Source organism: Streptomyces sp. NPDC012510 (assembly GCF_042955065.1).
Taxonomy (GTDB): Bacteria; Actinomycetota; Actinomycetes; order Streptomycetales; family Streptomycetaceae; genus Streptomyces.
In genome coordinates, this window is sequence record NZ_JBIBEN010000002.1 from 68123 (window position 1) to 90766 (window position 22644).

Annotated in this window: 20 protein-coding genes and 2 tRNA genes; 2 read left to right on the forward strand and 20 right to left on the reverse strand. The window is 70.9% G+C overall.

Going from position 1 to position 22644, the window contains the following annotated elements:
* Nucleotides 1-17 precede the first annotated feature (17 nt).
* The 10 genes from ACFY9I_RS03165 to ACFY9I_RS03210 form a co-directional block, all read right to left on the reverse strand.
* A tRNA-Ala gene (locus ACFY9I_RS03165) sits at nt 18-90 on the reverse strand.
* 99 nt (nt 91-189) lie between these two features.
* Entirely contained in the window at nt 190-423 is a 234-nt protein-coding gene (locus tag ACFY9I_RS03170) for a hypothetical protein (RefSeq protein WP_005479297.1), read from the reverse strand.
* 2 nt (nt 424-425) lie between these two features.
* Nucleotides 426-596: a hypothetical protein gene (locus ACFY9I_RS03175; RefSeq protein WP_390995924.1), complete on the reverse strand. Its 171-nt coding sequence runs from the start codon at nt 594-596 to the stop codon at nt 426-428.
* Nucleotides 597-820: 224 nt separating this feature from the next.
* Nucleotides 821-893 (reverse strand) — tRNA-Ala (locus tag ACFY9I_RS03180).
* Between the two features lie 128 nt (nt 894-1021).
* Entirely contained in the window at nt 1022-1690 is a 669-nt protein-coding gene (locus tag ACFY9I_RS03185; protein WP_390995926.1) for a histidine phosphatase family protein, read from the reverse strand.
* Nucleotides 1687-2133, reverse strand: coding sequence for a ribosome silencing factor (gene rsfS / locus ACFY9I_RS03190; RefSeq protein WP_390995928.1), 447 nt, complete (start codon nt 2131-2133; stop codon nt 1687-1689). The genes ACFY9I_RS03185 and rsfS overlap by 4 nt, the downstream gene beginning before the upstream one ends.
* Nucleotides 2134-2303: 170 nt before the next feature.
* Nucleotides 2304-4097: a LytR C-terminal domain-containing protein gene (locus ACFY9I_RS03195; RefSeq protein ID WP_390995931.1), complete on the reverse strand. Its 1794-nt coding sequence runs from the start codon at nt 4095-4097 to the stop codon at nt 2304-2306.
* Between the two features lie 16 nt (nt 4098-4113).
* Nucleotides 4114-4824 carry a nicotinate-nucleotide adenylyltransferase gene (nadD, locus tag ACFY9I_RS03200; RefSeq protein ID WP_390995934.1) on the reverse strand — a complete coding sequence of 237 codons (711 nt, stop codon included), beginning with the start codon at nt 4822-4824 and terminating at the stop codon, nt 4114-4116.
* 58 nt (nt 4825-4882) lie between these two features.
* Nucleotides 4883-5050 carry a hypothetical protein gene (locus tag ACFY9I_RS03205; protein ID WP_045557516.1) on the reverse strand — a complete coding sequence of 56 codons (168 nt, stop codon included), beginning with the start codon at nt 5048-5050 and terminating at the stop codon, nt 4883-4885.
* 177 nt (nt 5051-5227) lie between these two features.
* Entirely contained in the window at nt 5228-5398 is a 171-nt protein-coding gene (locus tag ACFY9I_RS03210) for a hypothetical protein (protein WP_390995936.1), read from the reverse strand.
* A gap of 99 nt (nt 5399-5497) precedes the next feature.
* Here ACFY9I_RS03210 and ACFY9I_RS03215 point away from each other — a divergent pair, with 99 nt between their 5' ends.
* Complete coding sequence (locus ACFY9I_RS03215) at nt 5498-6634, forward strand: M48 family metalloprotease (RefSeq protein WP_390995938.1); 1137 nt, start codon at nt 5498-5500, stop codon at nt 6632-6634.
* Between the two features lie 79 nt (nt 6635-6713).
* Here ACFY9I_RS03215 and ACFY9I_RS03220 read toward each other — a convergent pair whose 3' ends face one another.
* The 5 genes from ACFY9I_RS03220 to proB form a co-directional block, all read right to left on the reverse strand.
* Nucleotides 6714-7784 carry a hypothetical protein gene (locus tag ACFY9I_RS03220; protein WP_390995941.1) on the reverse strand — a complete coding sequence of 357 codons (1071 nt, stop codon included), beginning with the start codon at nt 7782-7784 and terminating at the stop codon, nt 6714-6716.
* A gap of 131 nt (nt 7785-7915) precedes the next feature.
* Nucleotides 7916-8500 (reverse strand): hypothetical protein, encoded by a 585-nt coding sequence (locus ACFY9I_RS03225; protein ID WP_390995944.1) that lies wholly within the window; start codon nt 8498-8500, stop codon nt 7916-7918.
* A gap of 120 nt (nt 8501-8620) precedes the next feature.
* Nucleotides 8621-9907, reverse strand: a complete 1287-nt coding sequence (locus ACFY9I_RS03230; RefSeq protein ID WP_390995947.1) for a glutamate-5-semialdehyde dehydrogenase — start codon at nt 9905-9907, stop codon at nt 8621-8623.
* A gap of 67 nt (nt 9908-9974) precedes the next feature.
* Nucleotides 9975-10442 (reverse strand): hypothetical protein, encoded by a 468-nt coding sequence (locus ACFY9I_RS03235; protein ID WP_390996991.1) that lies wholly within the window; start codon nt 10440-10442, stop codon nt 9975-9977.
* 160 nt (nt 10443-10602) lie between these two features.
* Nucleotides 10603-11709, reverse strand: coding sequence for a glutamate 5-kinase (proB, locus tag ACFY9I_RS03240; RefSeq protein WP_390995950.1), 1107 nt, complete (start codon nt 11707-11709; stop codon nt 10603-10605).
* A gap of 302 nt (nt 11710-12011) precedes the next feature.
* Here proB and ACFY9I_RS03245 point away from each other — a divergent pair, with 302 nt between their 5' ends.
* Complete coding sequence (locus ACFY9I_RS03245; RefSeq protein ID WP_390995953.1) at nt 12012-14072, forward strand: hypothetical protein; 2061 nt, start codon at nt 12012-12014, stop codon at nt 14070-14072.
* A gap of 220 nt (nt 14073-14292) precedes the next feature.
* On the opposite strand, the gene obgE is transcribed toward ACFY9I_RS03245, so the two are convergent.
* The 5 genes from obgE to ACFY9I_RS03270 form a co-directional block, all read right to left on the reverse strand.
* Nucleotides 14293-15729 (reverse strand): GTPase ObgE, encoded by a 1437-nt coding sequence (gene obgE, locus ACFY9I_RS03250; protein ID WP_390995956.1) that lies wholly within the window; start codon nt 15727-15729, stop codon nt 14293-14295.
* 118 nt (nt 15730-15847) lie between these two features.
* A complete protein-coding gene (gene rpmA, locus ACFY9I_RS03255) occupies nt 15848-16102 on the reverse strand; it encodes a 50S ribosomal protein L27 (protein ID WP_033525817.1) in 255 nt (84 codons plus the stop codon).
* A gap of 14 nt (nt 16103-16116) precedes the next feature.
* On the reverse strand, nt 16117-16437 hold the full coding sequence (gene rplU, locus ACFY9I_RS03260; RefSeq protein ID WP_004931419.1) for a 50S ribosomal protein L21: 321 nt from the start codon (nt 16435-16437) through the stop codon (nt 16117-16119).
* Between the two features lie 168 nt (nt 16438-16605).
* Nucleotides 16606-17955 carry a phospholipase D-like domain-containing protein gene (locus tag ACFY9I_RS03265; RefSeq protein ID WP_390995960.1) on the reverse strand — a complete coding sequence of 450 codons (1350 nt, stop codon included), beginning with the start codon at nt 17953-17955 and terminating at the stop codon, nt 16606-16608.
* Between the two features lie 240 nt (nt 17956-18195).
* Nucleotides 18196-22482 (reverse strand): Rne/Rng family ribonuclease, encoded by a 4287-nt coding sequence (locus ACFY9I_RS03270; RefSeq protein ID WP_390995963.1) that lies wholly within the window; start codon nt 22480-22482, stop codon nt 18196-18198.
* Nucleotides 22483-22644: the final 162 nt, after the last annotated feature.

The window sequence follows — 22644 nt, forward strand, 5'->3', positions numbered from 1 at the left end:
TGGGGTCTTCGTCCCTGTGGAGCTAAGGAGAATTGAACTCCTGACCTCCTGCATGCCATGCAGGCGCTCTACCAACTGAGCTATAGCCCCTTGCGGTCCGCCGCCCGGTTTCCCCGGCGACGACGTAAACATTACCGGTCCCCGTGCCCACCACCAAATCGTTTCCGATCTGCGCGGATCAGTCCCGTTTCACGCCGTCACGAACGAGTAGAACCGCTTGAGCGTGCAGTGCTCTTCGAGGAGACGGCCGTAGATCGGCTCACCCTCCAACTCGCGGTACGTCTCGATGGGGTCGCCTTTTATGATCAGCGCCCGGGCGCATTCCTCGCACCAGTACTGGTAGTCGGCGTTGACGGGCTCCATGTCACGGACGATGGGCGTACCGCTGCCGCACCAGTCGCACTTCCTCCTGTGTGCACCCATCGTCAGCTCCAGCAGTGGCCGCAGGCCGTGCACACGTAGGAGATCCCTCCGTTGTCACCGAGGACTTGGGCAACGTGGAGCGAGCCACAGGAAGGGCAGAGGAGGGTGGTCTTGCTCCGCATCACCACCGCTTCGGGAAGGTCGTGGACCTCCCCGCGGATGCTCGCAGGCATCGCTTCTCCCTCCCGTCGGGCCGCGCCCCCTTCCGGCCGTTTGATTCTGCCACGACCGGACCAATACGGTCAGCGACGCCTTCGTACCAGTACGGACACGCAGCAGGAAAGAAGGTCGTCCGCAGAGGTATACGCCTTCGGAGGCACCCGTGCTCAAGGAGGGACGCAGGTCACACGAAAAATCCCGCTCCCTCGCGGGGAACGGGATCTTCTGTCTCGATCTGTGGAGCTAAGGAGAATTGAACTCCTGACCTCCTGCATGCCATGCAGGCGCTCTACCAACTGAGCTATAGCCCCTCGTGCCACGCGGCCGTAGCCACATGGTGTTTCGCCCCGCTCGGGGCGAACAAGAAGAACTTTAGCCTGCGACCAGCCAGAAAGTGAAATCCGGGCTCCGGACCGTCTGACCAGGCGTCTTACGGGGCTCAGTCGTCGTCGCCGAGCACCGGCTCGGGCAGTGTGCCGGCATTGTGCTCCAGCAGCCGCCAGCCGCGGGCGCCCTCGCCGAGGACGGACCAGCAGCAGTTGGAGAGGCCGCCGAGGCTCTCCCAGTGGTGCGGCTCCAGGCCGAGGAGGCGCCCGATGGTGGTGCGGATGGTGCCGCCGTGGCTGACGACCACGAGGGTGCCGTCCTCCGGAAGCTTGTCGGCGTGCCGCAGAACCACGGGGGCGGCCCGGTCGGCGACCTCGGTCTCCAGTTCACCGCCGCCGCGGCGGACCGGCTCGCCACGCTTCCACGCGGCGTACTCCTCGCCGTGGCGGGCGATGATCTCCTCGTGCGTGAGGCCCTGCCAGACGCCCGCGTAGGTCTCGCGCAGGCCCTCGTCGTGGCTGACCTCCAGACCGGTGAGCGCGGCCAGCTCGGCGGCCGTGTTCGCGGCGCGCCTCAGGTCGGAGGCGACGATCGCGTCGGGCCCGAGGGAGGCGAGCAGCCGGGCGGCGCGGCGGGCCTGGCCGAGGCCGGTCTCGGTCAGCTCGACGTCCGTGGTGCCCTGGAAGCGGCGCTCCACGTTCCACGAGGTCTGGCCGTGCCGCCACAGGATGAGCCGGCGGCCACGGCCCTTCCTGTCGGCGGAGTCGATGCCGGCGGTCACCGCGGTTCTCCGCCCAGCTCGGCGGCCTCCTCGGCGGCGCGCAGCTTGGCGTGCTCCTCGCCCTTGCCCCGGGTGGCCTTGGCGTCGGCGGGCAGCTCCAGCTCGGGGCAGTCCTTCCAGAGCCGCTCCAGGGCGTAGAAGACGCGCTCCTCGCTGTGCTGGACGTGCACCACGATGTCGACGTAGTCCAGCAGCACCCAGCGGGCCTCGCGGTCGCCCTCACGGCGGACCGGCTTGGCGTCGAGTTCCTTGTTCAGCCGCTCCTCGATCTCGTCGACGATCGACTTGACCTGGCGGTCGTTGGGCGCGGAGGCGAGCAGGAAGGCGTCCGTGATGGACAGCACATCGCTGACGTCGTACGCGATGACGTCGTGCGCGAGCTTGTCGGCGGCCGCCTGAGCGGCGGTGTGGATGAGCTCGAGGGAGCGGTCGGTGGCGGTCACTACAAGGCTTTCCGTCGGCGGTCAGGAACCCTCACGGGCTACCTCAAGGGTCTCACGCCCCACCGACACCGCCCCACGGGTTAATCCACCGGGCCCCGGAGCGGCGCCTGTACGAGCGGCTTCGGGGCCCGGCCCGGTCGGAGACGGAGTCGATCACCGCGCGGTGACGCTCACCCCGTCGCGCCTGTCGTGGCAGTCGTCCCGGTGGTGCCGGTGGTGCCCGTCGTGCCGGTGGTGTCCGAGGTCTCGTAGTTCTGCCCGAGGACGACCGAGACGTCGGCGTTGGACGTGGTCTCGCCCTTCCTGACGGCGCTGGTCGGCAGGCCGAGGGTCTTGGCGACCTCGACGGCGTCCTGCTTGCGGGCCGCGTCGGAGTAGGTGACCTGGGAGGTGGCCCGGGCGGTGCCGGTGGTGCCGGCGTCGAGGAAGGTGTAGCCGCCGTTGAGGACGGCGACGCGGGCCTGTTCGGTGGCGTCCTTCACTCCGGTGGCGTTGCGGATGCCGACACGGACCGCGTCCCCGGCGTCGGGGCTCTTCGCGGTGCCGCCGAGCAGGTTCTTGACCACGCTGTCGGAGTCCTCGGCGCTGAGGGTGCCGTCCTGCTGGACGGGCAGCAGGACGGTCTTGTAGTCGCCGCCCTTGGCGTGGTCGGCGAGTCCCGCGAGGAAGGCGCCGAGGTCCTTGTCGCTGAGCGAGGGGTCGAGGATCTGGGCCAGTGTCTGCACGGTCACCGTGGCGGCGTCGGCGTCGGACGACAGCTTGCGCAGCACACCCTGCATGACCTGCCCGAACCGCTTGAGCTGCGCGTTCTGCGACTCGCCGGGCGCCCGGTAGGTGGCGTAGGCGACGGCCGTCTTGCCGCTGAGGGTCTGTCCCTCGCCCTTGTTGACGAGGGGGGCCTCGTTCTTCTTCTCCGCCTCGGGGTCGGGCACGTCCGTGTCGGTGTCGACGTCGATGTTGCCGACGAGTTCGACGAGGTTGTTCAGGTACGGGGTGTCCAGCCGCCAGGTGCCCTCGATGTCGGTGCCGAGGACGGTGTCGAGCGCGTCGCGGGTGCCGGAGGAGCCGTCGTCCTCGACGGCCTTGGCGAGGGTGGTCGTGGTGCCGTCGTCGGCGGTGAGCGCCAGGGCGTTGGGGATCAGGACGGTGGCACCCTGGCCCGCGGTGGTGTTGTTCACGAGCAGCGCCGTGGAAGTGCCGCCCTTCCTGGTGTCGTGCAGGTGGACGACGACCACGTCCCGTTTCTGGGCGGCGGCGGAGGCCGTGGTGCCGGTCTGTCCGTCCGAGGACGCCCCGGAGAACGTGCCGGCCCACCACAGGTAGCCGACGCCGCCGGCGGCCACCACGGCGAAGACCACGACCAGGGCGATCAGCCGGCTCTTGGCCCGCCGCTTGGCCTCCTCGCGGCGCTCGGTGCGGTTCTCCGTGAAGTTCAGCCAGTCGATGACGTCCTCGGAGTCGCCGTCGGGCTGGTCGACGAAGGCGAACTGCTCGGTGCGGTATGCGGGTTCGTCCCCGTCCCGTTCCGGCGCGGCCTCACCGGCCCGTGGTCCGCCCTCCTCGACGGACTCCGCCGGCCCCGTCTGCTGCGGGATGTAGGCGGTCTGCTCGGCTACGTGGGCCGTCTGGTGGCCGGTGGTCGCGGTCTGCCCGTAAGGGTCGTGGACGCCATGGGTGCCGTGGACGCCATGGGTGCCGTGGGTGCCATGGACTCCCTGGACGCCGTAGGAGTCGTACGAGGGGGCGGGCGTCTGCTGACTCGAGTCGTATGACGGCATCGGTTGCTGCTGACCGGTGCCGTACGGGTCGTAGCCGTAGCCCTGGGGCTGCTGTTGCTGTGTCCAGTACGGGTCGTGGACCTGCTGCTGGGGCACCTGTCGGTAGACCGGCTGCCCGTACTGGTCGTAGCCCACGAGTTCGTACTGCTGGTCGCCCCCGTGGCCAGCGTCGTATCGGTCGTTCACCGGTGCCCCTCTCGGCTCACTCGCCGCGGTACAGCTGCCGCTTGTCGATGTAGCGCACCACGCCGTCCGGCACCAGGTACCAGACGGGATCGCCCTTGGCGACTCTCGCACGGCAGTCCGTGGAGGAGATGGCTAGCGCCGGGACCTCGACCAGCGAAACCCCGCCCGCCGGCAGGCCGGGGTCGGCCAGGGTGTGACCCGGACGGGTGACCCCGATGAAGTGTGCCAGGGAGAACAGTTCGTCGGCGTCACGCCAGGTGAGGATCTGGGCGAGCGCGTCGGCGCCGGTGATGAAGAAGAGGTCCGACTCGGGGTTGAGCTCGTGCAGTTCGCGCAGGGTGTCGATGGTGTAGGTGAGACCCTTGCGGTCGATGTCGATGCGGCTCACGGAGAACTGGGGGTTCTCGGCCGTGGCGATGACCGTCATCAGATAGCGGTCCTCGGCTGCCGAGACCGAGCGGTGGGACTTCTGCCAGGGCTGGCCGGTCGGCACGAACACGACCTCGTCGAGCCCGAACTGCGCGGCGACCTCCTGGGCCGCCACGAGGTGCCCGTGGTGGATCGGGTCGAACGTTCCGCCCATGACGCCGAGGCGGCGCCGGGTGGGCTCCGACGGACGGTTTCCCGGTGCGCCGGCGGTGCTGTCGGCCCGGCCGTCGGTGGTGTCGTGCGCCTGGTCCTTCGCCTTGTCGTGCTCCGGACCGGTAGGCATGTCCTGCTCTCCCATGCGTGGAGAGCCTACCGGCCCGGTCACCGCGCCCGGCTCGAACGTCCTTTTGCGAGGATCAGCGGTCCCGGTTGAAGCGGGTGGTGATCCACAGCAGCAGCATCAGGGCGACGAAGGCTCCGCCGCCGGTCAGGTAGGGGCTCAGGCTCTCGTGGTTGCCGCCGTGCTCCCCGCCGCCCTCGGCGGCGAGAGTGACCAAGTCGGCAGCGGTGCTGTGGAAGCTCATCGTCGGCGTGACCTATCCGGGTGTGGGATCGGGATAAAGACTCGGCCCATCGTATGCGGGGGGTCCGTCGGCGATCACGCCGACTCCGCTCAGGAGTGAACGGGGGCGCCGCCAGGCGCGTACTTCACGGACGAGCAACCGTTCACGCGCGCCGCACGTCCTTCCCGTCGGCGGGCGTCAGTCGTCCCGCTTGTAGCCCCGCAGCAGGAACCACGCCATCAGGACGGAGCCCAGGACCATCACGATCAGCACCACACGCAGCAGGTTGCCCGCTCCCTGTTCCTTCGCGGCGGCGCCCGCGGCCTCGGTGAGCCAGGCGGATGCCGGCAGGTGCGGGAGATGTCCCATGGAGATCGCTCCTTACGGTTGATGCCCTGCCACGGTAACTCCGCCTAGGCTGGACCCCGCTTCGGGGGCAACATGGGCAAACAGACGCATGGGGGAAACATGCCGGACGACAGCCACGAGCAGAACGGGCACGAGAACGTGCCGAGCAGGCAGCGCAGGCGCTTCGAGGGGATCTCCTCGCGGGCGTACGAACACCCCGCGGACCGCTCGGCGCTGGTGGCGCTGCGCAAGCTCAGCGGCTTCGACACGGTGTTCAAGGCACTCAGCGGGCTGCTGCCGGAACGCAGCCTCAGGCTGCTGTTCCTGTCCGACTCCGTACGGGTCTCGGACCAGCAGTTCGCCCACCTCAACGACATGCTGCGGGACGCGTGCTACATCCTGGACCTGGAGAAGGTCCCGCCGATGTACGTGAACCAGGACCCGCAGCCGAACGCGATGTGCATCGGTCTGGACGAGCCGATCATCGTCGTGACCACCGGGCTCGTCGAACTGCTCGACGAGGAGGAGATGCGGGCCGTCATCGGTCACGAGGTGGGCCACGCGCTCTCCGGTCACTCGGTGTACCGCACGATCCTGCTGTTCCTGACGAGCCTCGCCCTGAAGGTCGCCTGGATCCCGCTGGGGAACCTCGCGATCATGGCGATCGTGACAGCGCTGCGCGAGTGGTTCCGCAAGTCGGAGCTGTCCGCCGACCGCGCGGGCCTGCTGGTCGGCCAGGACGTGCAGGCCTCGATGCGCGGGCTGATGAAGATCGCGGGCGGCAACCACCTGCACGAGATGAACGTGGACGCGTTCCTCGCGCAGGCCGAGGAGTACGAGGCCGGGGGCGATCTTCGGGACTCCGTGCTCAAGATCCTCAACGTGCTGCCCCGCTCGCACCCCTTCACCACGGTCCGCGCCGCCGAGCTGAAGAAGTGGGCCGAGTCCCGCGACTTCCAGCGGATCATGGACGGGCACTACCCGAGGCGCGGCGAGGACAAGGACACCTCGGTGACCGACTCCTTCCGTGAGTCGGCGTCGCACTACACGAGCAGCGTCAAGAGCTCCAAGGACCCGCTGATGAAGCTGGTCACCGACATCGCGGGCGGCGCGGGCGACCTCGGCGGCCGGGTGCGGCGCGGCTTCGGCGGCTTCGCGAGCGGCGGCTCGAACACCGGCAGCGCCTCCGGCGGCGGCACCGACACCGCCCAGGAGGACCGGCGCCGGGACGAGGACCGGCGCCGCGACGAGGAGTGACGCAAGCGACCACCACTGACGCGACAGGCGCCCGCCCGGAGGAGAAACCCCCGGACCGGGCGCCTGTCGCGTGAGGGCCCTACACCTTCGGCTGGGCGCTCTGGGCGAGGGAGCCGCACAGGGCGGTGGCGGCGGCGGTGTTGTACGGGTCGGTGCCGGCGGCGGGGCCGCCGGCCTTGGCGGTCTGGCCGGCGAGGAGCGGGCGCAGGTGGCCCGCGGCGTCGTCGGCACAGGCCAGCGGTCCGGCCTGGACGTAGGAGACGACGACTTCGGTCTGGTGGGTGCGCAGGTCGTCCTGGTCGAAGCGGAAGTGCAGTTCGCGCCGGACCGTGAACAGCGAGGCATCGGCCCGGTCGTCGCCGCCCGGCGGTCGCAGCGCGTACACGAAGGTGTGGGCGGCGACGACCTCCAGGGTGCCGGAGTCGAACTCGGCGGCCTGGAGTGTGCCCTGGACGCGGATCTTGCGGTCGGCGAGTTCCGCGCGGGACGGGTCGAAGCGGACCAGCCAGCCGGTGGGGGCGTGCCGTCCGTCCGCCGCCGGACGGTCGAAACTCTGCTCGAACTGGTCGAGCTGCTCCGAGTCGAGCAGCCGCCGTACGGGCTGGACGGTGGTGCCGCCGAGCACCTCCGGGTCGAGCGCGGAGGCGACCAGGTACTCCTTGGCGATGCTCAGCGCCGAGACGACCTGACTGTCGGTGAAATGCTCGGTACGCCGGGTGGCCGGCATCGTGATGCCCTCCGCGCCGATGCGGAACTGGGCGGCCGGGCTGTGCGCGTACAGCGTCTCGGGCTCCTCCGCGCCGGGCACCGCGCTCTGCGGGGAGAGCGGGATCACCGTCATCCTGAGCGGCTCGGTGGGCTTCGCGGCCGGGGTGTCGTACGGGTGTCGGACGCCCATGTAGATCGCGGTGCCGAAGGCCAGGGCGATCAGCAGGACGAGAAGCAGAGCCTGCCGGGACAGGCCGCGACGCATGGGCGGGCGGCGGCGTACGGCCGGGGCGTGGTCGGAGAGGCGTTCCTGTGCGGAGAACTCCTGGAGGCGGGCAGCGCGAACGAACGATTCGTCGAAGACGACGGATCGGTATTCGTCCTCTCCACCGCCGGGGGCGCCCTCGGGAGTCCCCTCAGGTGGGTTTCCAGGCCCGCCCATACCTTCAGAGTAGGTCTCCGGGGGCCTCGGTAAACGCACTGGTACACGACAAGTTATGACAGGTCCTCACCAGCTTTCGAACGGCCGTCGAACCCTTGCCAGGGCTCGTTCCACGCCCTTGCGTCGACCTCTCAGGGCGTGCGGGGGTCCGCCGACACGGCCGGCTGGGAGAAGTCCGCGGAGGCGGAGGGGCCGCTGGGGGTGCCCTGTTCGACGCCGGTGGTGGCGGGAGGCAGCGGGACCTCGCCACGGCCGGAGGAGGCGCCCCGGTAGACGGCGGTGAAGGCCAGCGCGACCATGCCGATGCCCATGACCAGGGCGAGGATCCAGGCGACGGGCCGGTGCCAACGGGTCTGCTTGCCGTACGCCCCGTCGGCGCCGTAGCGGGCCTCCAGGATGTCGGCGTCGTCGAGATCGTCCAGATCGGGGTCGTGGCCGAATCCGCGGCCGGATCCGAAGCCGTCGTCGTACCGGTCGTCGTCACCGCGTGGGCCTCTGGAGTGCGCCCGGCGGGCCTCGGCCTCCTGTGCCGCGGCACGGGCCTCGGCCGCCGCGAGCAGGCGTTCGACCGCCGTCGGCTCGTGGACCACGGCCGCCCGGACGAAGTCCTCGTCGAAGACCACGGAGGCGAACTCTTCGTCCATACCCCCGCGGTCGCGGTCGTCGTCGGGCTCCCAGCCGTCCGGGAACGGCGTGCCCCCCACGTCCTCCGGCACGGATCCAGAGTAGACCGGGGTGGTCAATTTGGGCAGACGGTAAGGAAATTCATCCGTTCTGCCGACTGGGCGGCGGTCTGTTCACGGGAACGGACCGACGCCCACGAGACCCCGTCCGGCTCAGCGCCGTACGTGTCCGTCGCCCGTGACGATGTACTTCGTGCTGGTCAGCTCGGGCAGGCCCATCGGGCCGCGGGCGTGCAGCTTCTGGGTGGAGATGCCGATCTCGGCGCCGAAGCCGAACTGACCGCCGTCGGTGAAGCGGGTCGAGGCGTTGACGGCGACCGTCGTGGAGTCGACCAGTTGGGTGAAGCGGCGGGCGGCCTGCTGGGACGTCGTCACGATCGCCTCGGTGTGGCCGGAGCTCCACAGCCGGATGTGCTCCACGGCCCGGTCGAGGGTGTCGACGACGGCGGCGGCGATGTCGTACGACAGGTACTCGGTCTCCCAGTCGTCCGTGGTGGCCTCGACGACCGTGGCCCGGCTCTCCTTGGCGTACGCCAGGACCCGCTCGTCGGCGTGGACCGTCACGCCGGCGTCGGCGAGGGCGTCGAGGGCGCGGGGCAGGAACTCCGGGGCGATGTCCTGGTGGACGAGGAGGGTCTCGGCGGCGTTGCAGACGCTGACCCGGTGGGCCTTGGAGTTGATCAGGATTTCGATCGCCGTGTCCAGGTCGGCGTTCGCGTCGACGTAGACGTGGCAGTTGCCGGTACCGGTCTCGATCACCGGGACGGTGGACTCCTCGACGACCGTACGGATCAGGGAGGCGCCGCCACGCGGGATGAGTACGTCGACCAGGCCGCGGGCGCGCATCAGCTCGCGTACGGACTCGCGGCTCTCGCCGGGGACCAGCTGCACGGCGTCGGCGGGCAGCCCGGCGCCGCCGACGGCGTCCCGCAGGACCCGTACGAGGGCGGTGTTGGACTCGTAGGCGGAGGACGAGCCGCGCAGCAGGGCCGCGTTGCCGGACTTCAGGCAGAGGGCGGCGGCGTCCACGGTCACGTTCGGGCGGGCCTCGTAGATGATGCCGACGACGCCGAGCGGGACGCGGACCTGGCGCAGGTCGATGCCGTTCGGGAGGGTGGAGCCACGGACGACCTCGCCCACCGGGTCGGGCAGGGCGGCCACGTCACGGACGTCGGCGGCGATCGCGCGGATCCGCTCCGGGGTCAGCGTCAGCCGGTCGACGATGGCCTCGCTGGTGCCTGCCTCGCGGGCCTTGTCGATGTCCTTGGCGTTGGCCTCGACGACGTCACTCGTACGGACTTCCAGCGCGTCGGCGATGGCGAGCAGCGCGTCGTCCTTGACGGCGCGCGGGAGCGGCGCGAGGTCGGCGGCTGCGGCCTTGGCACGGTAGGCGGCCCGGGCGACCGGGGTCATGGAGTCGTACGGCGAGAGCGAGGTCATAAAGGGAAGGGTAGTGCTCCTAGGCAGGCCGCCCCAGCCGCTGTCCCACAGGCCGAGACGGGCTCGCTCAGAACGGGTGGACCCCCACCGGCGTGGCCGGGGGCGGCCCGAATCCCTCGGCGATACGCAGGTGGTACGTCTGGCGGTCGATGACCTCCAGGCCGACGATCTCCCAGGGCGGCAGCCCGGCCGTCCGGCGGTGCTCGCCCCACAGGCGCAGGGCGACGGCGGCCGCGTCGTGCAGGTCGCGGGCCTCCTCCCAGTAGCGGATCTCGGCGTGGTCGTTGGCGTAGCGGCTGGTCAGCAGGAAGGGGTGGTCGTGGGCGAGCTGTTCGAGGCCGCGCCGCACCTCCTTGAGGGGGGCCTCGGGCCCGGAGACGCTCAGCGTGACGTGCCACAGCCGGGGCAGGTCCTGCGGCTCCTCGACGCTGTCGCCCTCGTACGTGTCCGAGGCGGCGACGCTGGTGAGCGTCCGCTCCTCGCCGGCCGCACGGGAGGTACCACCACCACGGGACGCCGTGGCCCCGGGGCGCACTCGTCTCACGACGGCCTCCTTCGCAACGATGGGTGCTTCGCAATGGGGCGTGCGGAATCTCCCCGAGACAAAGTTGAGCAGGCTCAGGGGCTTCGCGTGGCGGTTTTACGGAACGCGCACTGCCGGGGCACGTGCTTTCGCCCCTCCACGGGGCCGCTGGTCAGGGGTGCAGGAGGACGAGGTCGTCCCTGTGTACGACCTCTCGTTCGTACGCGGGACCCAGCTCGCGCGCCAGTTCCCGGGTCGAGCGGCCGATCAGCTGGGGGATCTCCTTGGCGTCGAAGTTCACCAGCCCGCGCGCGACGGCCCGACCGGTGCCGTCGCGCAGTTCCACGGGGTCGCCGGCGGTGAAGTCGCCCTCGACGGCCGCGATGCCGGCCGGCAGCAGCGACTTGCGGCGCTCGACGACCGCCCGCACGGCTCCGTCGTCGAGGATGAGCGCGCCCTGCGGGGTGGAGGCGTGCTGGAGCCACAGCAGCCGGTCAGCGGAGCGCTTGCCGGTGACATGGAAATAGGTGCCCGTGTCGCGGCCGGTGAGGGCGTCGGCAGCGTGGACGGCGCTGGTCAGCACCACGGGGATGCCCGCCCCGGTGGCGATCCCGGCCGCCTCGACCTTGGTGACCATGCCGCCGGTGCCCACGCCCGCCTTGCCTGCGCTGCCGATCTCCACATGGGCGAGGTCCTCGGGCCCCCGCACCTCGGCGATCCGCGATGTGCCGGGTTTGCCGGGGTCGCCGTCGTACACACCGTCCACGTCGGAGAGCAGCACCAGCAGGTCCGCCCGTACGAGGTGGGCGACGAGCGCGGCGAGGCGGTCGTTGTCGCCGAAGCGGATCTCGTCCGTGGCGACCGTGTCGTTCTCGTTGACGACCGGCAGCGCGCCCATCGCGAGCAGTTCGTCGAGGGTGCGGGAGGCGTTGCGGTGGTGGGCGCGGCGGCTCATGTCGTCGGAGGTGAGGAGCACCTGGCCGACCCGTATGCCGTACCGGGCGCAGGAGGCCGTGTAGCGGGCCACCAGCAGGCCCTGGCCGACGCTGGCGGCCGCCTGCTGCCGGGCGAGGTCCTTGGGGCGGCGGCGCAGGCCCAGCGGCGCGAGTCCGGCGGCGATGGCACCGGAGGAGACCAGCACGATCTCCCGCTCGCCGCCGCTGCGGGCCTTGGCGAGGACGTCCACCAGCGCGTCCACCCGGTCCGCGTCCAGCCCCCCGGAGGCCGTCGTCAGCGACGAGGAGCCCACCTTCACCACGATCCGGTGCGCTTCCGCCACGCCCTGCCTTGCCGCTGACACGCCTATCCCCAATGTTCCGATGTTCCGGACCAACCCGGTGTGTGCATTGCGCAATCTACGTGAGGACGCGGACCCCACGCTCGGGCATTTCGGTGGGCGGACGGAGCCGACGATGGGTGGGGCACTTTGTGATGAGGCGGTGAGAAGCGTCGCGCGAGAGCGGACGATACGTCCGATTACTCCTGATCGCCCTCGCGGCAGATTGCTCCCCGGGCACCCGAGGTCATACGGTCAGGGATCGGCCCCGTCATCCCCTCGCACCCTCCGCAGGAGCCCAGCCCGTGCCCTCCGCAGGCCTCGCACCCCGCCGCATCGCGCAGTTCTCCGCGCTGTTCGCGATGTTCGCACTTTTCACGGCCCAGATCGTCTCCGCGCTGCTGCCGAACATTCCCGTGTTCGTCGTCGCCAGCGCGGCGGGCCTCGTCCTGGACACGTTCTTGCAGTACCGGGACCCCGGACTGCTCGCGACGCTGGGCAAGGTCCGCTTCGACGCACTGGTGCGCCAGTTGCTGCGCGACATGCTGATCCTGGTGGGGCTGCTGCGCATCGACGGCATCGACCCGCTGCGCGAGCAGGCCCCCCTCCTGGTCGGCCTCTGTGTCTTCTACGTGGTGCACTTCACCTGCCAGGCCGTCTCGGTGCTGGTACGCCGCACCCGGACGCTGCCGATCGTGACCCGCAACATCGACGCCTCCGAGCTGCGTCTGAGCGCCGCCCCGCCGCGCGTCCTGGCCCGCCGCCAGGCCCACCGGCTGCTGACGTTCTCCCTGCCGGTCACCGCCGGTCTGGTGCTGACCGCGGCCACACAGGACGTCCTCTGGGGCGCCGTGGGCCTCGGCACCGGCCTCGTCGCCCTCGCCCTGGGCACCGCGTACCTGGCGACCTGGCTGCTGCCGAAGAAGCGGGCCAAGAGCGAGCAGCAGGTCATGGAGTGGCTGGACCGGTGGCTGGCGAAGTACCAGCCGACCACCGCGATGTACTTCTCCGGCGGTACGACGTCGGCGTACCAGGCGAACATGTGGCTCTCCACGCTGTCCGAGTTGGAGAAGCCGCTGATCGTGCTGCGTGAGCGCTTCATGGTGCAGAAGATCGACGCGACGGACGTCCCCGTCATCTGCTTCCCGAAGGTGTCGACGATGTTCTCCCTGGAGAACTCGACGCTGAAGACGATGCTGCACCCGGCCAACGCGGCGAAGACCTCGCAGGTGCTGCGCATCCCCACCATCAAGCACGCCTTCATCAACCACGGCGAGAGCGACAAGCTCTCCTCCTGCAACCCGTACGCGAAGGCGTACGACGAGGTGTGGGTCGCCGGTCCCGCCGCGCGCGAGCGGTACGCGCTCGCCGAGGTCGGCGTAGAGGACAAGGACATCGTCGAGGTCGGCCGCCCGCAACTGGCGCCGATCCGCCCCTACGCGGGCCCCCCGACCGGCACGTACACGACCGTCCTCTACGCCCCCACGTGGGAGGGCTGGGACGGCAATCCCGGTAACACCTCGGTGGTCCTGGCCGGCGAGAACATCGTCCGCAAGCTGCTCGCCGACGACAAGGTACGGCTGCTGTACAAGCCGCACCCGATGACCGGTTCGGTCGACCCGCGCGCGGGTGCCGCCAACGAGCGCATCAAGGCGATGATCCGCGAGGCCGGCGCCAAGCGCTCGGGCGCGCGGCCGGGCCCCGAGGCCGCCGCCGAACTGACGCGGCGCACCGCCGAGCTGGACAGGCTGACCTCCACGTCGTTCCGGGCCAGCGCGGACGAAATGGAGCGGATGCTGCTGCAGGGCACGCCCGGCGGAGACCGTGAGGCGGCCATCGCCGAGGCCACGCTGGCCTGGGAGAAGGCGTACTGGGCGTCGTTCCCGGAGTGGGAGCACCGGATCATCACCGAGGCGCGGCCCTCGATCTTCGCCTGTTTCAACGCGTCGGACCTGCTGATCAGCGACGTCTCGTCGGTGGTGTCGGACTGGCTGTCCAGTGAGAAGCCGTACTCGGTGGCGAACACGTCCGGGCTGCCGGAGACGGCCTTCCGGGCGGCGTTCCCCACGGTGTCCGCCGGTGTCGTCCTCACGCCGAAGGCGGGCGGTGTCCCGGCCCTTCTCGACGCGGTCCGCAACCCCGAGAAGGACCAGTTCACCAAAGCCCGCGCGGAACTGAAGGAGCAGCTCCTCGGGCCCTCGGACCCGCCCTCCCTGGTCCGCTTCGACTCGGCCGTCAAGGCGTTGTGCGCCAAGGCCGACGAGCGGCGTGTGCGGATGGAGTCCCGCCTCGCCAACGAGATCCCCTCGCCTCGGGAGGCGGGGGACGAGGTGCCGGAGGGCGAGCCGAGCGATTCGCTCCGCTAGGAACGGGGGAAGGGCCCCGGAGGTGTCTGCCTCCGGGGCCCTTCTTCGTCGGTCGGGGCGGATGGATGCGCCCAAGGGCTCGGGGGCGCGATGGTACGGCGACTGCGGGTGGTGCGTGGCTGGTCGCGCAGTTCCCCGCGCCCCTTACGGGGCGCCGCCCCGCCGCCTCCTGACTGCGGACAGTCGTGCCGCGAGGCGGCGCACAGGAACCCGGCAGGCCTTAGAACGGCTCGAAGTCGTCGTACGCCTTCTCGGCCTCGTCGCGCTCGGCCTGGCGGTCCCGGCGGCGCTGGGCCGCGGGCCGGGGCGCCTCGAAGCGGTGGTCCTCGCCGCGACGGCCGAGCATCTCCGCACCGGCCATGACGGTCGGCTCCCAGTCGAAGACGACCGCGTTGTCCTCGGGGCCGATGGCGACGCCGTCGCCGGAGCGGGCGCCCGCCTTCATCAACTCCTCCTCGACACCGAGGCGGTTGAGGCGGTCGGCGAGGTAGCCCACGGCCTCGTCGTTGTTGAAGTCGGTCTGACGGACCCAGCGTTCGGGCTTCTCGCCACGCACACGGAAGAGCCCGTCCTCCTCCCGCACCACCGTGAAGCCGGCGTCGTCGACGGCCTTCGGCCGGATGACGATCCGGGTGGCCTCCTCCTTCGGCCTGGCGGCGCGCGCCCCGCCCACGAGGTCGGCGAGGGCGAAGGACAGCTCCCTCAGCCCGATGTGGGCGACGGCGGACACCTCGAAGACCCGGTAGCCACGGGCCTCCAGGTCCGGCCGCACCATCTCGGCGAGGTCCTTGCCGTCGGGCACGTCGATCTTGTTGAGGACGACGATCCGGGGCCGGTCGCCGAGCCCGCCGTACTGCCGCAGCTCCTCCTCGATGATGTCGAGGTCGGAGACGGGGTCGCGGTCCGACTCCAGCGTCGCCGTGTCGAGGACGTGGACGAGGACGCTGCAGCGCTCGACGTGGCGGAGGAATTCGAGGCCGAGGCCCTTGCCCTTGCTGGCGCCCGGGATCAGGCCCGGCACGTCGGCGATCGTGTAGACCGTGTCGCCGGCCGTGACCACGCCCAGGTTCGGGACGAGCGTCGTGAACGGGTAGTCCGCGATCTTCGGCTTGGCGGCGGAGAGGACTGAGATCAGCGAGGACTTGCCCGCGCTGGGATAACCGACGAGCGCCACGTCGGCGACCGTCTTGAGCTCCAGGACGATGTCGCCCATGTCCCCCGGCACGCCGAGCAGCGCGAAGCCGGGCGCCTTACGACGGGCGGAGGCGAGAGCCGCGTTACCGAGGCCGCCCCGGCCGCCCTGTGCGGCGACGAAGGAGGTGCCGTGGCCGACGAGGTCGGCGAGGACGTTGCCCTGCCTGTCGAGCACCACCGTGCCGTCCGGAACCGGCAGGACGAGGTCCTGGCCGTCCTTGCCGGAGCGGTTGCCGCCCTCGCCCGGCTTGCCGTTGGTGGCCTTGCGGTGCGGGGAGTGGTGGTAGTCGAGGAGGGTCGTCACGGACTGGTCGACGGTCAGGATGACGTCGCCGCCCCGGCCGCCGTTGCCGCCGTCGGGGCCGCCGAGCGGCTTGAACTTCTCCCGGTGGACGGAGGCGCAGCCGTGGCCTCCGTTACCCGCGGCGACATGCAGCTCGACGCGGTCCACGAAGGTGGTCATGGTGAGGGCCTCCAGAAACGTACGGGTTCAGTTATTGGGTAACACGCGAAAGGCGGACCCGCCTTCCCGAACGGGAAGTGAGGTCCGCCTCGCGAAAGACTGTCCGAAGACTTTCCGATCAGCCGACCGGAACGATGTTCACGACCTTGCGCCCACGGGCGGTGCCGAACTCGACCGCACCGGCGTTCAGCGCGAACAGCGTGTCGTCCTTGCCGCGGCCGACACCCGAGCCCGGGTGGAAGTGCGTGCCGCGCTGGCGGACCAGGATCTCACCCGCGTTGACGACCTGACCGCCGAAGCGCTTCACGCCGAGGCGCTGAGCGTTGGAGTCACGACCGTTACGGGTGGACGATGCGCCCTTCTTGTGTGCCATCTCTCCTCAGTCCCTTACTTCGCAGCCGCGGGGATCTCAGTGACCTTGATCGCCGTGTACTGCTGGCGGTGGCCCTGACGACGGCGGTAGCCGGTCTTGTTCTTGTAGCGCAGAATGTCGATCTTCTGGCCCTTGTGGTGGTCCACGACCTCGGCCTGGACCTTGATGCCGGCCAGTACCCACGGGTCGCTGGTCACAGCGTCGCCGTCGACAACGAGCAGGGTCGAGAGCTCGACCGTGTCGCCAACCTTGGCAGTGGAAATCTTGTCAACCTCAACGATGTCGCCGACAGCAACCTTGTGCTGGCGACCACCGCTGCGCACGATGGCGTACACGCGGATCTCACTCTCTCGCTCGGGAACGGCACCCCCGCAGTCCAGCCGCCCGACACGCGAACGGCCTCTTCCACGACGCCCGGCGCCCGGAAGGATGAGGTTTACGGGGATGTGGCGCGTCCGAGGCGGCATCCGAACGGATACCTGTGGACACGCCGACGGTCAAGGTTACGGGGCTACGCCCGAAGGGGTCAAACCGAGCCCCCTCCCCCGCTGTCCGGTCGGCTTCTCGCCGTCTGCGGGCAGCGGCTTCACGCCCTTGCACAGGTCGGTGGTGTCGGCCCTGCCCGGGTAGGCGACGGCGATCACCCTGTTGAAGTGGGCCTTGTACATGTCGTGCACGGCGTCGTCGTCGACCTTGACGATCGACTCGTCGTTCTCGCGCAGCGCGGGCCCGGTGTAGTTGCCCGACCCGGTGAAGCTGATCTTGTTGCGCACCCCGTCGTACATGCCTTCCACGAGGATGTACTTGGAGTGGATGATGTACGGCGTGGTCAGCTTCTTCCCGGGGTTGAGCGGGTCCCGCTCGTCGTTGTAGCAGCGGACCGTGGGCCCGCCGGACGTGTGCATCTTCTCCCACGTCCCCTTGGTCCCCCCGCTGCTCTTGGCGCTGTCGGACTCGGCGTACACGATGCTCACCTCACAGCCGGCCTTCTTCAGGGCGACCAGCTTCTCGGCGATCGCCAGCCGCGTGATCTTGAAGATCGCGACCCGCACCCAGGTCTTCCGTGTGACGCCCGCGCCGTCCTTGTAGGAGCACCGCACGTTGTTGAGCACCGAGTACACCGTGTCGGTGGCCCGCGTGTTCCCGGCACGGGGGAAGAAGTACGCCTTGTACAGGCCGTTGCTGACGGTCCGGTACTCCCAGGACCCCCAGTCGCGGGCCACCATCGTGTCGAAGTAGTCCGCGTACGCGTCGTGCATCGTCGGGTTGTTCGGCAGCAGCAGCGCGTCGTTGAAGAACTTGGTGTGCGCCGACGGCGTCGCGTTCGACGTCGTCTGCACGACCACGTTCGTGGCGCCCTCGACCGCCGAGAACAACCAGAACTTGTTGTGCATGATCGACTGCCCGTACTTGGGGTCGCCGAGGCAGGATTTGTCGACGGGGCAGGTCGCTATGTACGAGCCCTTCGTACGGTCGGTGCCGAGCGCTGCGGCGAGCGTGCCGTACGCGGTGTTGGCCGGGCGGTCGCTGATGCTCGACTCGTCCAGCAGGATCCGGACGTTCACCCCCCGGTTCTTGGCCGCCACGAGCGCGTCGACGACGGGCGCCTCCCACACGTGGTAGACCGCGACCTTGATGGTCGAGCCGGGCAGCGCGGCGGCCGTCAACTCGATGAGCCGTGTGCGTATCGCGAGTTGTTCGCTCTCCTCGCCCAACGGGTAGTTGAAGAGGGGGCCTTCGGTCCAGGTCGGGGCCGCCTGCGCGGTCCCCGCGGACATCGCCGTCTGCACTCCGACCGCCGACAGCACGGTGACCAGCGCCACGGCCCCGCGCCCCAGGCGCACTCCCGCCATGCGATCCCCTCCCCGTTCCCCACCCATGCCACTGCTACGTACGACTACCCGAGTTTTACAGGTATCTGACCGTGCTCATGGGGAGGGGGCGCCGAAAGGTGAACAAGGGGCGCCCGACATGACCTTGCTCTCCGCCCGAGGCGAAGCCGCTGCCCCCGCACACACCGGTGCCCCTGCCCGGCGGTGAAACCACCCGGCAGGGGCACCAGTTGGAGCGGACCATGTGGCCGCCCCGGGGGCTCAGCTCTCGTCGGTCGAAGCCGTCACCGTGGCCGACGTCTGCTCGGCGGCCACCGTGGTCTTCTTCGTGGCCGTCTTCTTGGCCGCCGCCTTCTTGGCCGTGGTCTTCTTCGCGACCGTCTTCTTGGCCGCCGCCGTCTTCTTCGTGGCGGCCTTCTTCGCCGTCGCCTTCTTGGCCGTCTTCCGCGCCGTCTTCTTGGCGGGCGCCTCGGACTCGGCCTCGGGCTCGGCCTCCTCAGCGGCCGCGGCGGGCTCCTCGGCAGGACCCGACGGAACCACGACCACAGCGTCCTCGGTCGAAGCGGTGGGCGCCGTCGCCTTGCGCACGGCACGCCGGCGCGGACGCGCCGGAGCCGCGCTCTCCGCAACGGCCTCCTCGGACTTCTCGGCCACCGGCTCGGCCACCGGCTCGGCGGCCTTCTCGGCCACGGGCTCGGCCACCGGCTCGGCCGCGGGCTGCACGACCGGCTCGGAGACCGTCACCACGGCCTCCTCCGCGGCGACCCCGGCAGGGGCACCAGCGGGGGCGGACACCTTCCGGGTCGCCCGACGACGCGTACGGCCCTTGGGCGCGGCCTCCTCGGTGCTCGGCGCGGCGGCCGGCATCTCGACGACCGGATCCTCCACCGCGACGGGCTCCGCCTCGGCGGCCTCCCGGGACATCGGGGCACGGTCCTCGGAGACGGTCGTGGTCACGACCTCGCGGGGCTTCGGGGCGCCCGAGGGCGCGGACGCCCGCCGGGTCGCACGACGGCGCGAACGGCCGCGGGTGACCGCCGCCTCGGCTTCCGCGACGCTGCTGTACAGCTCCTCGTCCGGCTCGAACTCGGGGGCCGGCAGCGCGACGGGCTCGGCGACCTCGGCGGCCACCTCCGCCTCGACCAGCTCCGCCGACTCCACCGGCTCGACAGCCTCGGGAGCGGACACCTGCTCGTGGTCGTGCTCGGCACCGCCGCGTCCGCGCTTGCGGCGCTTGCCGCCACCGCCGACGGCCGTCGGCTGGTCCATGTGCACGATCACGCCGCGCCCGTTGCAGTGGACACAGGTCTCGGAGAAGGACTCCAGCAGGCCCTGACCGACCCGCTTGCGGGTCATCTGCACCAGGCCCAGCGAGGTGACCTCGGCGACCTGGTGCTTCGTACGGTCGCGTCCCAGGCACTCCAGCAGACGGCGCAGCACCAGGTCCCGGTTGGACTCCAGCACCATGTCGATGAAGTCGATGACGACGATGCCACCGAGGTCACGCAGCCGTAGCTGACGCACGATCTCCTCGGCCGCCTCCAGGTTGTTCCTGGTGACCGTCTCCTCCAGGTTGCCGCCCTGGCCGGTGAACTTGCCGGTGTTGACGTCGACCACGATCATGGCCTCCGTCTTGTCGATCACCAGCGAACCACCACTGGGCAGCCACACCTTGCGGTCCAGCGCCTTCATCAGCTGCTCGTCGATGCGGTACGTCGCGAAGACGTCGACCTCGGAGGTCCACTTCTGCAGACGCTCCGCCAGGTCGGGCGCCACGTGCGAGACATAGCCGTGGATGGTCTGCCATGCCTCGTCGCCGCTGACGATGACCTTGGAGAAGTCCTCGTTGAAGATGTCGCGGACGACGCGGACGGTCATGTCGGGCTCGCCGTACAGCAGCGTCGGCGCGTTGCCGTTCTTCGCCTTCTTCTGGATGTCCTCCCACTGCGCCTGCAGTCGCTCGACATCGCGGCGCAGCTCGTCCTCGCTCGCGCCCTCGGCGGCGGTGCGCACGATGACGCCCGCGTCCTCGGGGACGATCTTCTTGAGGATGGTCTTCAGCCGGGCCCGCTCGGTGTCGGGCAGCTTGCGGCTGATGCCGGTCATCGACCCCTCGGGGACGTAGACCAGGTAGCGGCCGGGCAGCGAGACCTGGCTCGTCAGACGCGCGCCCTTGTGCCCGATCGGGTCCTTGGTGACCTGGACGAGCACGGACTGCCCGGACTTCAGGGCGGACTCGATCCGGCGCGGCCCGTTGGCCATGCCGAGCGCCTCGAAGTTGACCTCACCGGCGTACAGGACGGCGTTGCGGCCCTTGCCGATGTCGATGAAGGCGGCCTCCATCGACGGCAGCACGTTCTGCACCTTGCCGAGGTAGACGTTGCCGACGTACGAGGTCGCCTGCTCCTTGTTGACGTAGTGCTCGACGAGCACGTTGTCTTCCAGGACGCCGATCTGGGTGCGCTCACCGCTCTGGCGGACGACCATGACCCGCTCGACGGCCTCACGGCGGGCAAGGAACTCGGCCTCGGTGATGATCGGGACGCGTCGGCGTCCCTGCTCGCGGCCTTCGCGGCGGCGCTGCTTCTTGGCCTCCAGACGGGTCGAGCCCTTGATGGACTGCACCTCGTCGGACAGCTCGGTGTCCTTGGCACGCCGCTCACGCGGCTCACGGACCTTGACGACCGTGCGCTCGGGGTCGTCGGACGTCGGCTCGACCTCGGTGCCGGAGTCACCGGCGCGGCGACGACGGCGACGGCGCCGACGGCTGCTGCTGGAGCCGGACCCGGATTCCTCGCGGTCGTCGGCCTCGTCCTCGGCGTCCTCGTCCGCCTGCTCGGCGGTGTCCTCGGCGTCCTGCGCGGCCTGCTCGGCGGCGATCTCGTCGCCCTCGGCGGCGTCGTCGGCCTCGGCCGACTCGCCCCGGCGACGGCGGCGGCCACCCCGGCGGCGACGGCGCCGCGACCCGGTGGACTCCTCCTCGCCGAACTCGTCCCCCTCCACGGCGTCCTCGCCCGTCTCCTCGGGCTCCTCGGGCTCCTCGGGCTCCTGCTCGTCCGCCACGACTGCGGCGGCCACGGGCTGCTCCGCCTCGGTGGCCTCGCCCCGGCGGCGACGGCGACGCCGCGACCCGCCGGTGCTCTCCTCCTCGGCGAACCCGCCGAAGTCGGGGGCCGCGACGGTCTCCTCGACCTCCACGGTCTCGGCCTCCGCCTCGGCGGCGGCCTGCGCGGCTGCCCGCTCCGGCGTCTGGAACATGGGCTCGGTGAACACCGGCGCCTGGAACACGGCCACGGCGGGCCGCGCGGGCCGGGCGGGCGCCTCCTCGCCGACCGGCGCGGCGGGCTCGGAGAATCCACCGGCGGCCTTGCGCGTGGCACGACGGCGCGTACGACGCGGCCCGGCCTCCTCGGCCTCGGCCTCGGCGACAGCGACTCGCGGCGCCTTGACGGACTCACTCTCGGCTGCGGGGGCCTGCGCGGCCGGGGCAGCGCGGGTCTCGGCGGCAGCGGCAGGGGCCTGGGCGGACGCGCCCGGATCGTTCACGGCGGCGGACGCCTGAGCGGCCTGGGCCGACGCGGGCTCGGCGGCCGCGCTCTCCGCGGCCTCGTCGACCGCGGCACCGGCGGGCGTGGACACCCGCCGCGTGGCACGGCGACGCGTGCGGCGCGGTGCGGTCTCCTCGGCCGCTGCCTCGACGGGCGCGGCTTCCTGGGCGGCGGCCGGCTTCGCGTCCTGCTCGACGGCGGGGGCGGTCTGCACGGCCTCGGCCGGAGCCTCCGCGGTCTCGGCGGCCTTGGGCTCACCGGCCGGTGCGGCCGCGCGGCGTGTGGCCCGACGACGCGTACGCCCGGCGGGCGCGGTCTCCTCGACGGCAGGAACCTCAGCGGCGACGGGGGTCTCGGCGGCAGCCTTGTCCTCGCCGGAGGCCTCCGGTTCGGCCGACGCGGCAACCGCGCTCTCGGCGGCCTCGGCCGCCTGGGGCGCTCCGACCGGGGCGGACGCCCGGCGGGTCGCACGACGACGCGGACGACCGGCCGACGGGGCCTCCTCGGCGGTGGGCGTCTCGACGGCAACGGCGGTCTCGGTCACTTCGGCGCCGGCGCTCTCACCGGTGGCGGCGGGCACCACCGTCTCGGCGGCCTCGGCCCCCTTGGGCGTACCGGCGGGCGCGGAGGCGCGGCGGGTCGCACGTCGGCGCGTACGCCCGGCGGGCGCCGCGTCCTCGGCGGCGGGCACTTCGGCGGCAGCGGCGGTCCCGGCCTCTTCGGCGTCCTCCCCCTCCGCGGTGGCCTGGTCCTCGGCCTCAGTACTCACGGCGTCCTCGGTGGTCTCGTCCGCGATGGTGGGCTCGGTGGCCGCGAGGTCTTCGGACTCGGCGGCCGCCACGGCCGGAGCGGTGGTCTCCGCGGCCTCTTCGGACGCGGCGGACGGGGGTCCTGCGGGGCGGGACGCGGCACGGCGGCGACGGCGCGGCGGCAGCGTGTCGCTCGGCGTGTTGTGTTCGGAGCCCTGTGCGGGCTCTGCGGGTTCGATCGTTTCGGGCATGCGGGCGTTTCTCCCGTCAGGCTCCCGGGCGCCGCACCCGGTCCGGCGTGGCCGGTGACGTCCGCGGCTCGCGTCGTGCGCGACTGCCGCCGTCCGGGGCGCGGGCGCCGCACGGGAGCTCTCTGTGTCCTGTCTCGCCGGTTCCGTACGCCATGTTGCGTA

What these genes read in the sequence shown, in the direction of transcription:
- ACFY9I_RS03170 (WP_005479297.1), bottom strand. Translation starts at nt 423, where the DNA reads ATGGGTGCACACAGGAGGAAGTGCGACTGGTGCGGCAGCGGTACGCCC.
- ACFY9I_RS03175 (WP_390995924.1), bottom strand. Translation starts at nt 596, where the DNA reads ATGCCTGCGAGCATCCGCGGGGAGGTCCACGACCTTCCCGAAGCGGTG.
- nadD (WP_390995934.1), bottom strand. Translation starts at nt 4,824, where the DNA reads ATGGGAGAGCAGGACATGCCTACCGGTCCGGAGCACGACAAGGCGAAG.
- ACFY9I_RS03205 (WP_045557516.1), bottom strand. Translation starts at nt 5,050, where the DNA reads ATGAGCTTCCACAGCACCGCTGCCGACTTGGTCACTCTCGCCGCCGAG.
- ACFY9I_RS03210 (WP_390995936.1), bottom strand. Translation starts at nt 5,398, where the DNA reads ATGGGACATCTCCCGCACCTGCCGGCATCCGCCTGGCTCACCGAGGCC.
- ACFY9I_RS03215 (WP_390995938.1), top strand. Translation starts at nt 5,498, where the DNA reads ATGCCGGACGACAGCCACGAGCAGAACGGGCACGAGAACGTGCCGAGC.
- ACFY9I_RS03220 (WP_390995941.1), bottom strand. Translation starts at nt 7,784, where the DNA reads ATGGGCGGGCCTGGAAACCCACCTGAGGGGACTCCCGAGGGCGCCCCC.
- ACFY9I_RS03230 (WP_390995947.1), bottom strand. Translation starts at nt 9,907, where the DNA reads ATGACCTCGCTCTCGCCGTACGACTCCATGACCCCGGTCGCCCGGGCC.
- obgE (WP_390995956.1), bottom strand. Translation starts at nt 15,729, where the DNA reads ATGACCACCTTCGTGGACCGCGTCGAGCTGCATGTCGCCGCGGGTAAC.
- rpmA (WP_033525817.1), bottom strand. Translation starts at nt 16,102, where the DNA reads ATGGCACACAAGAAGGGCGCATCGTCCACCCGTAACGGTCGTGACTCC.
- ACFY9I_RS03265 (WP_390995960.1), bottom strand. Translation starts at nt 17,955, where the DNA reads ATGGCGGGAGTGCGCCTGGGGCGCGGGGCCGTGGCGCTGGTCACCGTG.
- ACFY9I_RS03270 (WP_390995963.1), bottom strand. Translation starts at nt 22,482, where the DNA reads ATGCCCGAAACGATCGAACCCGCAGAGCCCGCACAGGGCTCCGAACAC.